12 protein-coding genes are annotated in these 13034 nt (G+C 40.6%); 3 read left to right on the plus strand and 9 right to left on the minus strand.

Going from position 1 to position 13034, the window contains the following annotated elements; genetic code table 11:
* Positions 1 to 181: 181 nt before the first annotated feature.
* Positions 182 to 565 (minus strand): hypothetical protein, encoded by a 384-nt coding sequence (locus ACW689_RS21310; RefSeq protein ID WP_476294405.1) that lies wholly within the window; start codon positions 563 to 565, stop codon positions 182 to 184.
* Positions 558 to 3383 carry a reprolysin-like metallopeptidase gene (locus tag ACW689_RS21315; protein ID WP_476294406.1) on the minus strand — a complete coding sequence of 942 codons (2826 nt, stop codon included), beginning with the start codon at positions 3381 to 3383 and terminating at the stop codon, positions 558 to 560. Before ACW689_RS21315 ends, ACW689_RS21310 begins: the two co-directional genes overlap by 8 nt.
* A gap of 246 nt (positions 3384 to 3629) precedes the next feature.
* Between ACW689_RS21315 and ACW689_RS21320 the strand changes: the two genes are divergently transcribed.
* A complete protein-coding gene (locus ACW689_RS21320; protein ID WP_476294408.1) occupies positions 3630 to 4409 on the plus strand; it encodes a substrate-binding periplasmic protein in 780 nt (259 codons plus the stop codon).
* A gap of 249 nt (positions 4410 to 4658) precedes the next feature.
* Here ACW689_RS21320 and ACW689_RS21325 read toward each other — a convergent pair whose 3' ends face one another.
* Positions 4659 to 5591, minus strand: coding sequence for a DMT family transporter (locus ACW689_RS21325; RefSeq protein ID WP_476294409.1), 933 nt, complete (start codon positions 5589 to 5591; stop codon positions 4659 to 4661).
* Positions 5592 to 5684: 93 nt separating this feature from the next.
* Here ACW689_RS21325 and ACW689_RS21330 point away from each other — a divergent pair, with 93 nt between their 5' ends.
* Together ACW689_RS21330 and aroQ are read left to right on the plus strand one after the other, a co-directional pair.
* Positions 5685 to 6602 carry a LysR family transcriptional regulator gene (locus tag ACW689_RS21330; RefSeq protein ID WP_476294411.1) on the plus strand — a complete coding sequence of 306 codons (918 nt, stop codon included), beginning with the start codon at positions 5685 to 5687 and terminating at the stop codon, positions 6600 to 6602.
* A 129-nt stretch (positions 6603 to 6731) separates the two neighbouring features.
* Positions 6732 to 7916 (plus strand): gamma subclass chorismate mutase AroQ, encoded by a 1185-nt coding sequence (gene aroQ / locus ACW689_RS21335; protein WP_476294412.1) that lies wholly within the window; start codon positions 6732 to 6734, stop codon positions 7914 to 7916.
* Between the two features lie 162 nt (positions 7917 to 8078).
* On the opposite strand, the gene ACW689_RS21340 is transcribed toward aroQ, so the two are convergent.
* The 6 genes from ACW689_RS21340 to ACW689_RS21365 form a co-directional block, all read right to left on the minus strand.
* Positions 8079 to 8705: a LysE family translocator gene (locus ACW689_RS21340; protein WP_476294414.1), complete on the minus strand. Its 627-nt coding sequence runs from the start codon at positions 8703 to 8705 to the stop codon at positions 8079 to 8081.
* Between the two features lie 167 nt (positions 8706 to 8872).
* Positions 8873 to 9511, minus strand: coding sequence for a DJ-1/PfpI family protein (locus tag ACW689_RS21345; RefSeq protein WP_476294416.1), 639 nt, complete (start codon positions 9509 to 9511; stop codon positions 8873 to 8875).
* Positions 9512 to 9561: 50 nt separating this feature from the next.
* On the minus strand, positions 9562 to 9996 hold the full coding sequence (locus tag ACW689_RS21350; protein WP_476294418.1) for a nuclear transport factor 2 family protein: 435 nt from the start codon (positions 9994 to 9996) through the stop codon (positions 9562 to 9564).
* Positions 9997 to 10480: 484 nt separating this feature from the next.
* Positions 10481 to 11203, minus strand: a complete 723-nt coding sequence (locus ACW689_RS21355; protein WP_476294420.1) for a hypothetical protein — start codon at positions 11201 to 11203, stop codon at positions 10481 to 10483.
* Between the two features lie 578 nt (positions 11204 to 11781).
* The gene (locus tag ACW689_RS21360) at positions 11782 to 12210 is read right to left on the minus strand and encodes a hypothetical protein (RefSeq protein ID WP_476294422.1); all 429 of its coding nucleotides are present in this window, start codon (positions 12208 to 12210) and stop codon (positions 11782 to 11784) included.
* Between the two features lie 35 nt (positions 12211 to 12245).
* Positions 12246 to 12716, minus strand: a complete 471-nt coding sequence (locus ACW689_RS21365) for a hypothetical protein (RefSeq protein WP_476294424.1) — start codon at positions 12714 to 12716, stop codon at positions 12246 to 12248.
* Positions 12717 to 13034 lie beyond the last annotated feature (318 nt).

Here is a 13034-nt window from a genome sequence, read left to right on the forward strand (position 1 = left end):
CTTCCAGTTCTTTCTTATTCATCATTGCCTATCCTAAACCCTTTTTAAGGATTAATAATAGGCAGTTACACAGATTTAGTTACAGAGTCATTTAGCTCAAATCTAAAATGACAGCCACCGATTGAAAAACGGGTAACTGTCAGCTCAAGACAAAGCTAGTACGCATAACGTCTCGCCTCTTTTATGGCAAACACTTATTTTCCATAGCCATATTGAACTTGGTTGCGAACTCTTGCAGCTTTGACATATTTTCTCGCGCTTGCTCACTACTGACAACGTCACTAGAAGCTTTGAGTAACCACGTTTTACAGCCGTCCTTCATTTTTAATGGGGCCCTTGCCATGCCAACTTTGGGATAAAAATAGCCCCTGCGATTGAGCGCAATTAAACCAAATACCTGCTTTGAGTTATGTGCTTCAATTACGCGCTCAACTGGAGTTGCTAAAAACCACTCCATAGGCCTTTCATCCAGCACAAGCTCAGGCTCTGTTTTTTCATCATCCAAGCTTGTTATTTGGCAGCCTAGCATTGTCAGTGAACACAGCGCAAAAACTAGCTCACGCATGTACATAACTCCTTCTTATATTTCTGATGACACAGCCGATTGCCAACAAGCATAGCATGTACATGAATGACCCCATACTACCTCCGCCTGAGGAACCGCCATCCAAGTTTGCAGGTGGTGCAACAGGTTCTGTCTGTACTTGAATCGTTAATGTCCCCTGAGCTGTACCACCATTACCATCTGACAGGCTATACACCAATTGTTCTTGGCCAGTAAAACTTGCTGCCGATTGGTATATGATTGAATTGCCTGAAATAACCGCCGTACCAGTACCATCGTATAAGACATCGGTCAAAGTCAGTGTATCCACATCTATATCCGAATCATTTGCGATAACATCAATCGTCGTTGATTGCCCTTGAACTGCTGTTGCTGAATCGTTAACTGCCACAGGAGCATCATTGACAGGTGTCACCGTGATTTGAGCAGCAAAGTTTGTGGAGGCACCAGCCTGATCTTTAATGACTACAGACACTTCCAATAAACCATTATAGTTTTCATCAGGAAATACCATATTTGCATCTGTGCTGTAATTATCTCCTGCCTCCAAAGTTAAAGAAAAAGCGGTACTATCAATATCAACGACTTCAAACTGACTCACGCCCAACGTAATTGATTCATCCTCATTTACCGTAAGAGTTTGCTGGCCTGTGACAGTTGGCGCATCATTTACGGGGGTGACTTGCACAGTGGCAACATGATTAGTGGAGCTGCTCCCGTCACTTAATGTGATGTTGACATTCAAAGTGCCATTATAGTTTTCACTCGGTGTTACTGTACTACCAGAGAACGTATAGTTCGTACCCGCTCGAATGGTTAGGGATAAATTAGAACCTGCTTGCTGATTCACCACAGAAAACTGTGAAGCACTCAATGTGATTGGAGAGTCCTCTGCCGCACTGATCGTTTGCTGAGACACAACAGCCAGCGTTTGCGCCAAATCGAACTCTTTTGACAATGCATAGAATGTACTTGTCGCACACTTGACCATAACTCTCGCTTTATTGCTTGCACTGCCCATCAAAGTCACTTGCTGACTTCCATCATTCGGAGTCTGGGCAAGCACCGTCTGCATTTGAGTCGCATCACTATTGGTTTGCACAATGCTCACATTCGCACACGATACAGGAGCAACATTTGTGTTGGCAACATTCCAAGTGACTGTAATGGCATTGTTGCTATCAGCGCTAGACGTTTCATCAGGTGATGTGATGGTAAATGGGCCGGCCCCAGACACGCTTGTAACGGTGGCTGTGTCAAAACTAACTCCCCCATTACCGTCACGTACAATGAACCTAAATGTCATTGTTCTGTCGGTTGTAGGATAACCATCTCCCTTTGTAACTTGCCCCGAAATAACGTCAGCTAGTAAAGGAAAATAACGTGTTGCTGACGAACTAGATAAATAAGGTCTAAACATTGGACCTTGACCATTATCTTTGAGCTGAGCAGCGCTTGCAGTCGCACTCCCTAAATCCAGCTGCTCCCATGCATAAGATAAGTTATCGCTCGTATTTGCATCACTGGCGGAACCCGTGAGCATAAAGGGCGTATTTGCAGGTATCGTGTAATCACTGCCAGCGTTGGCAATCGGCGCTTTATTGCCATTGTCTTGCAATGAACCACAGGTAGACCCTGTGCCTTGAGTTAAATGCGTGTTGATTTCATCAATACTATGCGAGTGAAAAATTGCGATTGAATTAGAAGCCAAATCCTCATCGCTACAGATCCCCGCGTAGCCCATAATGGTAACGCCACTGCCGGGCTCATAAGCGGAGTTGCTTTCACGTGTAGTGCACGAACCAGCAGAACCATTGTAGGTATGATTTGCACCAAACTGGTGACCTAATTCATGGGCAACATAATCAACATCAAAAGCGTCTCCCTGTGGCGTACCTATGCCAGTCATCCCTTGCGCTTTCGCCCCATCAGCACATATAACGCCCAGCGCAGCTAAGCCAGCCCCAGACGTAGCCATGAGATGCCCAACATCGTAATTAGCCGCACCAATGAGTGTGTCAATTTGGTTTTGCACTTCCGATAACGTGTCGTTTAGTTCGCCATTATCGTAAGGGTCGTTCTCAGTAAAAATAAGAGTGTCATTGTTTGCAATCAACTCTAGTTTAACCGCGATGTCAACTTGATAGATTTGATTGACACGGTTGATGGTAGTTACGATACCATTAAGCGCCTGCGTCTTATTACCATAAAATGTGGTGTACTCGTCACTGGTTGTGACGGCCAAACGATACGTAACCATCTCAACTGCACCGCCATTGGCAATGAGTGGCCCTCTGGCTTGGCGCTGTGACATGGGTACATCCAAAGGGCTTTGAACAACCGTATCTCGCCATAAACCTGCACGCTTGCCTTTTTGGTACAATAAATACCCTTCTTGCCGAGGGTCTATATAAATTGTTTCGCCGTTCGCGTTGTAAAAAGCAAAAAAGCCATTCGGACCAATATCAAAACGCCCTGTATTTTCTGGCGCACTTTTTTGAAACCCAGAGTAACTTCGGATCATCGGATATTTTTGCTGGAGACTGGCAGCCATAATTGAGTCATGTCGAATGACATATTCAACGAAACGGCCTTTTACATCAGGCAGCATAACCAAAATAGTGTTTGAGCTACCAGCTAAATCGTAAAGGTTGTTGGCAAGCAACTCAGAGTTGAGCGTATACAGCTGCGCATTCATCTGATTAGAGCCTACTTGGCTTTTTGCCGTTAATTTATGCCACTGCCAATCATTTATTTCACTTGCAGCGACACACAGTGAGAAAAGCAAACTTACAACGCAAAGGAGGAAACGGGTCATATTTAGCTCCGATTTAAGGGCACTAAAACTCAGTATAGACACGTGCTTTCGAATTTGTGCGGATTGTTGCTAACGTATTACTATAAAAATAAATTCATGAAATTCAGTGAAAATCGCCTATTTTGTGCTACCAAAGCAGCTTTGCTCACACCTACATCCGCTCTACATCATGCCCACATCCATACTGTGTTAATCTCGCAATCGGACTATAGTTAAAGCTCTAGTATATATTTGCACGCAAAAAACATGATTAAAATTACTCCTGTATTATGTGTTTTATTCTCTTTTTTTGCTTTTTCACAAACGACTGTCAACGTGCGAGTTGCAACGGGCGAATACCCACCTTTTACTGGCCAAAATTTAATAGACGATGGGTTTATCAATCATGTCATTCGGCTAATACTCAATAATCAAGGCTACCACACTGAGTTCGTTTACCTTCCTTGGAAACGCAGCTTTCAATCTGCAAAGCGAGGAGAGTTTGATTTGGCATCATATTGGGTATGCGAGGAGGCGTATTTAAAGGATTTTTATTGCAGTGAGCAAATTTATCAAGGAAAGTTACTGCTCTACTTTCGAAAAAACACTCAGTTACCAAAGTGGACGACAATTCAAGACCTTAAAGATTATAGAATTAGCGCTACATTGGGTTATGAGTATGTCCCTGAGTTTCATAAACTCGTCAAAGAAGGTGAGTTAGACGTTTTGATGGTAAACAACGACAAACACAGCTTGAAAATGTTGCTCAACAACCGAGTCGATATGGTCCTATTAAGTGAAACAGCAATGCAGGCACTATTAAAAAAACACTTTACCCCTGCCGATGCTAACCAGATCCATGCAAGTAGCAAACCCCTAATAACTTATACAGCACATGTCCTATTCCCTAAGACTTTAAGCGGTAGTGAAGCGCTAAAGAATCGTTTTAACGAAGGTCTATTGGAGCTCAAACAATCTGGTGAATTGGATAATCAATGGCAGCGTATGATTAATGATGAGTTTAGAGATAAACAATCATTACAATAACAGCAACTGGAAAACGAAGAGGTAAAACATTCACTTAAAGCACATTTTTATCAATGTAGAAATGAAAGCATGGTTAAAGCATACTGCCCACCTGATAAAGAAAAACTCATTCACCCAGTGAAAAACTGCTCCACAAATTCAACACAAAAAAACATAACCAGTAAATCACCTCTATATTATTGAGCGAGTGTTAACCTCCCCCCGCTCTAGTACTTAATCTCAACTTCGGATAAGCAAATTTAATGTTTGTTAAGCTTTTGAAGACAGTGAAAGTGTACGTCCATTAAAAATCAAATTAATTAAGCTTGGCAGCGTCAAACCAATTAGAACGATCAGCATTCCTGTAATTTGAACCGTGCTAACTGATTGCCCCATCATAAACGAAACTACAGCTGCAAAAACAGGCACCAAATTAAAGTATAACGATGCTTTTGCCGAACCAAGTCTTTTCACCCCATTATTCCAACAAAGGTATCCAACGACAGTGCCAAAAACACCAATATATAGTACGCAGGCAACTGAAAACCAAGATGATGCCATTAGTTCCTGCCAAGGGTGAACCTGTGCTTTGAACAAGCTAATAAAGCACAAAGCCATAAGCCCCATTGCCATCGTGACCAATGAAAACTCTAGTGGCGGCAACCAGTTTGAGACTTTCGAGGCACACACAGTGTAGCTTGACCATGCGACCATACCAGCAACGATAGTGAGATCACCTCGGTTTAACGCAAAGTTGAGCAAAACTTGTAGGTCACCACCTGTGATCACCAATAAAACACCTGAAAAGGCGAATAGCAATTGCAACAACTGTATTTTTGTAAGCCTAGTTTGGTTCACTATAGCGCTAATAAATGCCGTAACAATTGGGCTCAATGCCATGATCAACGCACCATTAATTGCTGAAGTTTGTTCCAAGCCCGAAAATAAAGCAAAGTTAAGACCTCCCACCCCAACTGCACCTATCACAGCCAAAGCAATAATCTGTTTGAAAGACAAAGAAACGAGGCGCTTTCCTGTTAAATACATAAATAGTGCGAGACAAACAACCGCGATTGCAAAACGCCAAATAGACAGCGTTAAACCCGACATATCATGTAGGATCAGTTTTGCAATTGGAAATACACTGCCCCAAGCAAAAGCACAAACCAGCATCATCATGACTGTATAAAGGGGATTTTTCATGTTCTGTAAAAACTCATTGACCAGAGGAGGTACAAGTCTATATATTCCACTTTTAACAAGATACAGCGATTAATGGCAAATTAGGTTGCAAATATGGAAACTCATTATTCACTCGACGATATGCGCTTATTTTGGGTTGTCGCGCAGCAAGGAAGCTTTAGCAAAGCAGCCCAATCGCTTGGTATGCCAATCTCAACATTAAGCAGACGAATTAAACAGCTAGAACAATCTCTCAAACTTCGCTTGCTACATAGAGATGCGCACAAGATCACGTTAACGAGTACAGGATCCCTTTACTTACAGCAATGTGGGCCACTACTCGAACAGCTACAACATATCGGTAGTGCCCTTTCTGATGAAAAACGCGCAGCCAGTGGTAAAATACGCATCTCAGCACCAAATAATCTGACACAACACAAGCTAGCTCATATATTTAATGAATTCTTGCGTCGTTATCCGAGTATCACCATAGAGCTATCGTTATCAAATAAAAATATTGACCTTGAAAACGAGCAAATCGACATCGCTTTTCGGGTAAGTGAAGACGCACCTCAAGAATGGATTGTCCGTCCGTTAGAACAGTTTGAATCCATTATATGTGCCCCCCCTAATATGGCGAATATATATGATGTAAAGCATCCCCAACAGCTAGAAAAAATACCAATAATCATTAGCAATCCTGTCAAAACATGGTATTTGATTCATAAAAATACTGGGGAAAAGTTTTGCTACACCCCAAACAAGGAAGTCCGCTTAGAAGCCGATGATTTAAACGTCGTATCACAAAGCGTTATAGAAGGCTTAGGTATTGGTTTCCTTCCTCGCTTTATGGCTGACACATGGATAAGCAAAGGAATTCTTGTACAAATTATGCCAACTTGGAGTGGACAAGCAAGAAACTTAAATATGCTCTATCATGATCGTGAAAATATGCCACATAGGCTACGCTTGTTTATTGATTTTGTGCTCAAGCACCATCACGTAAAAAGCTTCATGTGTGAGTTAGATTAGGCTGATTGATGTTAAAACCTACTGGTCTGCTTTTCGCAGCACGCGCCATTAAAAATAGTAACCACCAAGACAGAACGTTCCAATTTTGATATCATATTGGACCAATTTAAGAGACAATTTGGAAAACCTTTGAAAGCCTTAAGTTTATTTTTTATTTTATCCGCGCTTCTTCTGTCACAACCAAGTGCTGGCAATAATGAAGTATACATTCAGGCCGGAGCAGGCAGCTTTAACCATGCGGCATTTGATTTGCTCGCGGAGCAAGAAAGCTATCAACGCCATTACTCTGGTACGCCAATCAATACCTACTCGCAAGCAGCAAAGAATGAAAAATGGGCTTTCAGTGCAATAGAAAACTCCACCATTGAAGGTCATTTAGTACCTGCTATCGTGGAAGCATTTCGCGATTACAAAGTGACTGAGCTCAAGACTGCGGTGCGTATGCCTATTGAAATGTGTGTGTTTGCTACAGATAAACGCCAGCAAGTAACACATGCAGCATCTCACCCTGCCGCACTAAAGCAGGTAACTTATTGGCTTGAAAATAAAAATATCATACCCATTCCAGAACCAAAAGGTACGAATGAAGCAGCAAGGTTACTGGCAACAAGTCAATTGGATTCAGGTGCAGTGGCTATCGGCAGCTGTGCGCTTAAAAATGTTTACCCTCAATTAGTTCTACTAGAAAAAGGTATACAGAACAATGCCGATAACCGCACATTATTTGCGTTGATGCACGTTGCCAAACGCGAGCAACAGATCAGCACTTTGCAGGCTAGAGCTGAACTAGCTAAGGTCGTGAACAAAGCAAATGCGCTCATTGCAGCCAAACATAACTCAGCCTCTAAACTATTTTCCATTATAAATAGTCGCTTAAGTCATATGAAAGCAGTCGCACTTTTTAAAGCACAGCAACATCGACCTATCGAAGATCTCAAACGTGAAACTGTTGTACTGGAAAAAGCGCTAGCAGAAGCAAAACAGCAATGTTTAAACGAAAACAGCGTAAAAGACTTTTTTCAAGCTCAAATGGATGCAGCCAAAGCAATCCAATATAGATATAGAGCACAATGGTTATCTGAAGGCACACCAGCAGAAGACGCGGATTTAAATGCACTACGTCAATCATTAAATAGCCTTGGTGCGCAAATACTTGAAGATTTTTCCTCACATTTGAGCAACCACGGCAGCCTAGGAAGCGAGCTCAATCACTTATTTAATGCTCAACTAGATACGCAGCATTTGTCTTCTGGCGACAAGCAACGTTTATTCAATGCATTGATAAATGTGCGTAAAAACATAGGGTGTAATTAATCGTACAATGCAAGTATTTATAAACAGCTCAACAATTTACGGGTATTGCAAATAAACTAACACTCGAAAGGGACGCTGAGCCCTCCATCAGGCGTTGTTAATCACAAGCAATAAAACCCACACTGCAAAGATAACAACGCCCTAAAGTGCTTTTATCTGCCACTAACGCTCGCTGATGGCGACTTTGCTTGCCAAAGCGATAAGTAAAACACCAGATACGCCTTCAAGTACTCGCGAATAGCGCTGAGAATTCGCTCGACTAAACGCCCAGCTGCCAACCGTGGCGTATAGAAGATTACACATTGTTGCCAAGGCACTAAATAGCAAACCAAGTACCAGCAATTGCATTGAAGCAACGCCCGCAGAAGTATCAATAAACTGAGGTAAGAATGAAAGAAAAAATAACGCGACTTTTGGGTTCAAAACACTGACCACAACGCCTTGTAAAAATACATTTTTGTTGCTTTCAATACCTTCATTCAAGGCTATTCGACTCCCTCCACGCCACATAGAACGTAGTGACTGAATACCCAAATACACCAAATAAGCTGCACCAAGCCACTTTATTACACTAAAAGCAACAGCGGAGCTAAGAATTATCGCCGACAAACCTAAGCATGCTGCCAGTGTATGAACAAAGTAGCCAGCACCAAGGCCTAATGCCGCTTTTAGCCCCGCGGCCAGCTTGCCTTTCATGGTATTTGAAACAATGTAAATAACATCTGGCCCAGGAATCATATTGATAGCAAGGCATGCGATGACAAATAATAATAAAGAATTTAAATCCATTTCGTTTCCTCCTTGAGAACCTTCATTCAAGTGTATTTTTACTTCAATTGCTACAAAGCAGCCAACCGCCGATTTCTTATTTTCTGACTGGTATTTTCAATTAATTTCTTTGCCACCTAGAAAGTAAATCTAGCCAGTTTCAAAAACAGCCTATATCGATAACTAAACTAAATTGAACCTTCTTCTACAGAACCTTGTATGTTTCGAGCTTCAGCACAGTGAATAGTTGTAGCGATAAGTTCTTCAAATAGCGCTAACTGTCCAGCGGGAATTAACTGATTTTGTATACTTTTGCGCTTATCTGAGTCAAACAGCCGCTCTGCTAACCAACCAACTAGATAGACTAATGAAAGGCAACCTCCTGCTGTCGCTATATTACCTTCTATAACAAGCGGAAGGTCCTGCACATCGCCACCCATATTTTCTAGTGCTGCCTTCGCGTGTGGATTTGTCGTAAGCTTTTTCCCTTTCAGCAAGCCAAGTTCATGCAAAACAAAAGAGCCTGCACATATCGAGCCGATTAATTGTTTGGTGGGGTCAAGGTTGAGCGCGGACATAAAGCTTTTGTCTTTCAGTACCGCAGGGATCCCACGATAGCCACTGGTGATCAAAACAGCATCTTGCTCATCAACCTCACACAGATGACCATCCGTTTTCACAGAAATGCCCAATTGTGATTTATGTTCAGCCTTAGTGCCCAGTATCTTCACAGTCCAGCTATCGGGTGTTCGACCAAGCAGATCGTACATAAGAAAGAAATCTACATCTGTAAAATCATCAAATAAAACAATGCCAACTTTATACATAATATTTTTACCTTGTACCGCCGTGGTACAAAACAATTTGTACCACTCGCCTATCCTGCATTACTTGCCACTGACAATACCGAGATCCTTTCCAGATCTCGACTCGGAAAGTCAGGATCGACATATACATACATGCGACTTATTACTTGTCCGGTAAACTCAAAAACACTGCAAAAGCGGCCAATGGAAATATGATTATCAGGCCAAGTGGTGCCATCGCTCATCACACCTCCTTCTTGCCCTTCCACAACAACGGTATTTCCAGCCTTTGTTATTCGAAACCCCTCAATATCATGGCTAATGCTTGTTAAAGAACGGCTAATTCTGTTACCAAACTCCACCAATGCGTCTTTTCCTTTCGTCTGTCCAAATTTTGGAAAGAAAAAATCAACATCTTCTGAAAATAAATCAAGGTAGCTTGGATCCCCCGCATCTACTTTCTCAAAATATTCAACTACTAACGCAACTAAATTGTCTTTTTTCATAGCCATTCCTAAACCATACTGGTTTTACACACAACGCGCGTTAATCGGTAAACATGCAATACAGGCATCACCGAGTTTTTACTAAATCGCGCGTTACAAATTTCTCTAAACAAAGTGGCACAAACGCTTGCCCAAAGGTGAACAAGTAACCAATGGCTCGCGAGATCTAATGCGACTCCATTCACTTCTCATCACAGACCTATAATCCCTATTTCAAAATCATTTCGCACAAAGGCTCAGATGCAAACGCTTTGTGTGCGCTTAGCTTGCAGCAGCCAATCGTTGATATTGCATTTTGAACATGTATTAGACAAATTACCTGAACCACACAGGGAAAATAGAAGCTCACTCCATAGGTACAATTTATATATGGGCAAATTTCCAATATATCAATATGTTATAATTAAATTAAGCATGAGCCAGCTAAAATTAAGGAAGATGTGAGCTCAGCCAAACGTTATGCTTTTTGTGGTTTAAGCGTTTGTTAGCTACCCTTGCACGACACCCTCACTAATGAACCGTCACTTTTCAAAACTTGACTACCGTCGCTGGAGTTAATTAATAAATCGCCGTTAGCGAGTTTGAAGCTGCTTTTAGGTGCACCGATTAAACCGAATAATTTGGACACATGTGGCTTTTTATTCAAGAAAGTTACAAGGTAGAGCATTCCATGATCAATGGACCTATGACTTAAGCCTTCGGTAACAACATAACCAAATTCAAACTTGTAGATATCCTCTACTTTCATATCCTTAAGCAATTGAACTACGCCCGAGTTATCCACAAAAACGAGTTCACCACCAAACTCCCCTTGCGAATCTCCAGCTAAATATCCATAAGGCGTTTTATATGTTACTGCCGCTGGTACATGATGAGTAGTTAAATGACCCTTTCGCCCAAAATACTTAGCTTGGTAATACTCCATCGAGTAAACTATCGGGGCTCCAATCTTATTCGCTAATAATTCGTTGCTTGTAAGCTTTATTCTTCTCTCATTGTCACCGAACTGCTGGAGGAAATGCGCGATCTCAGCATCTGTCGCTGCAGCAAACTCAACTCTGGCCCGTACCGTATCCGTGAAGTACCTTTTATTTGGTTCAAGTTCTTGTGCTAAAGCTTCATTATATTTTGGACAGTGAATTTGTTCATTAGGCAATGATGCTAGAGAATAGAAAGAACAAAAAAATAGAATGAGAAAATACTTCATAATTTCCTTGGCAGCTATCGACCGCATAATTGACAAGTTAAATTTGGCTGTACTGTACAACAAAACGGAACTGAACCAAACTTTAGCAGTCCCGTTTTAGTTGCTTGTTAGAGCGACTTTACTCGCACTTAATCTGGTAAACGATTAAAAACATTGAATGATCTACAGCATTATTTGCGTCAACCATTTCTTTTGCTTCAGACACTGCACATTTTAACCGCAAAGAGTCAGAAAAGGTTTTCACGATTAGATTACGCTTTTTTGCATCATAGAATGGACTAACCGTATTTATCTCAAATACACATAAATAATGAGCGCTTTTCTCATTTGGCCAAGTAGGCTCTTAGAAGCAAGCGTATCCTATGTTTTCTTTTCTAACACCAAGGCTTTCATCTGCGTTAACAACTGCTGAAAACAAAGTCAGAAAAATCAGCAATACTTTCAATTCAACTCCTATCTATTAAACCTTACGGCTCTGTAATCGGCTAGAAATTGTTAGCCTAAATCATTTAACACACGAATAAATAAAATTTAACCATATAAATTTACAACCTTTTTATAAAATAAAATTTCATTAATTATAGGGTTACAGATATAAATATTAAGGTCATTGTAGCGATCGCGATCAACAATGGCCAAGGCCTTGGTTCTATAAAATTCGGATTAGGCTTATATTTAGCATTTCTATTAACACTGTAAGATATTACGACTGAAGCGAAGATAATTGCTAATATAGACTTATCGTTCTCAAACACCCAATCAACACCACTTTGTGAAAAGCCACGATAAAAAGCACTGAGTATTAAAACAGAAATAACAGTTAAAACTCCTATAAAAACATACTTTTCTTTTTGAGCGCTGACTGGCACACCGCAAAAAGGGCAAACATAGCTTCTATTCCTTGCTTTCGGAGTAAGATCTTTTGCAATTATTGAACTTTTACACTTTTTACACATTCGTGGAGGCATAGTTTCGAATCTCAGTGAATTTATGGCACCGTACTGCACTGCATAGTTGCCTTTCAAAGACAGACATTAGAGGACTAGCTTTTGGGCATTACTAATTTCATTATAACTAGTAAAAGTAAAATCAATGAAAAAACAAGCACAACAGACTCATCAAACCCATTTATATTGTACATTTTTTCAAATGGAATAATTATTTTCCTATTTTTTGATACCTGATAGATTTCATTTTTATTATACTTATCATACCAAATAGTTAAAAATCCACGGGAGGATACTGATTTTTCAAACTGAGAGTAGAACGGGTTAGATTCTCTAAATTTAAAAACCTCACCTTTATGTCTAAACTCTATCCAATTGGCGCAATAGCGTCTTTCACATTCAATAATATCAAAATTAACTGGAACTTTGACAACAACTTTTGAAAAATCCTCTAGCACTTTATCGGAGCTAGAAAACGAAATATAAACCACCCCAACAAAAATCAACGCTGGTAAAAATAAAATCGGCAAAAAAACCAATATTTTGTAGCGAAAAGTTTGATCCATAACCCACTTAAAATCTAACATTTTTTAGAAAAAAATTAGCAACGGAGTCTCTAAACTCCGCTGTTTTGTGTACTTTATTTTGATACCTCATTAATGATGGACTCTACGTTCTAATCTCATTTTAATCTATATCATTTTACTCAAAATTATAAGTTTAAAATATCAAAGAGCGGTCAATGACTATAAACTTGTTTATCCAATAAACTCCCTTTAAATTAAGAAGCAAATGTCCACTTCCCCGTCAGTGAGACACCTGTAAACTAGAGTTTTCTAACTTTGCCCGGTAAGCTGCTGGCGGCAGATCACCGAGACTTTCAT

It is taken from the genome of Pseudoalteromonas sp. ABE4_541, from assembly GCF_056312285.1.

What these genes read in the sequence shown, in the direction of transcription:
- ACW689_RS21340 (WP_476294414.1), bottom strand. Translation starts at nt 8,705, where the DNA reads ATGGATTTAAATTCTTTATTATTATTTGTCATCGCATGCCTTGCTATC.
- ACW689_RS21365 (WP_476294424.1), bottom strand. Translation starts at nt 12,716, where the DNA reads ATGGATCAAACTTTTCGCTACAAAATATTGGTTTTTTTGCCGATTTTA.
- ACW689_RS21350 (WP_476294418.1), bottom strand. Translation starts at nt 9,996, where the DNA reads ATGAAAAAAGACAATTTAGTTGCGTTAGTAGTTGAATATTTTGAGAAA.
- ACW689_RS21325 (WP_476294409.1), bottom strand. Translation starts at nt 5,591, where the DNA reads ATGAAAAATCCCCTTTATACAGTCATGATGATGCTGGTTTGTGCTTTT.
- ACW689_RS21310 (WP_476294405.1), bottom strand. Translation starts at nt 565, where the DNA reads ATGCGTGAGCTAGTTTTTGCGCTGTGTTCACTGACAATGCTAGGCTGC.
- ACW689_RS21355 (WP_476294420.1), bottom strand. Translation starts at nt 11,203, where the DNA reads ATGAAGTATTTTCTCATTCTATTTTTTTGTTCTTTCTATTCTCTAGCA.
- ACW689_RS21315 (WP_476294406.1), bottom strand. Translation starts at nt 3,383, where the DNA reads ATGACCCGTTTCCTCCTTTGCGTTGTAAGTTTGCTTTTCTCACTGTGT.
- ACW689_RS21330 (WP_476294411.1), top strand. Translation starts at nt 5,685, where the DNA reads ATGGAAACTCATTATTCACTCGACGATATGCGCTTATTTTGGGTTGTC.
- ACW689_RS21345 (WP_476294416.1), bottom strand. Translation starts at nt 9,511, where the DNA reads ATGTATAAAGTTGGCATTGTTTTATTTGATGATTTTACAGATGTAGAT.
- ACW689_RS21320 (WP_476294408.1), top strand. Translation starts at nt 3,630, where the DNA reads ATGATTAAAATTACTCCTGTATTATGTGTTTTATTCTCTTTTTTTGCT.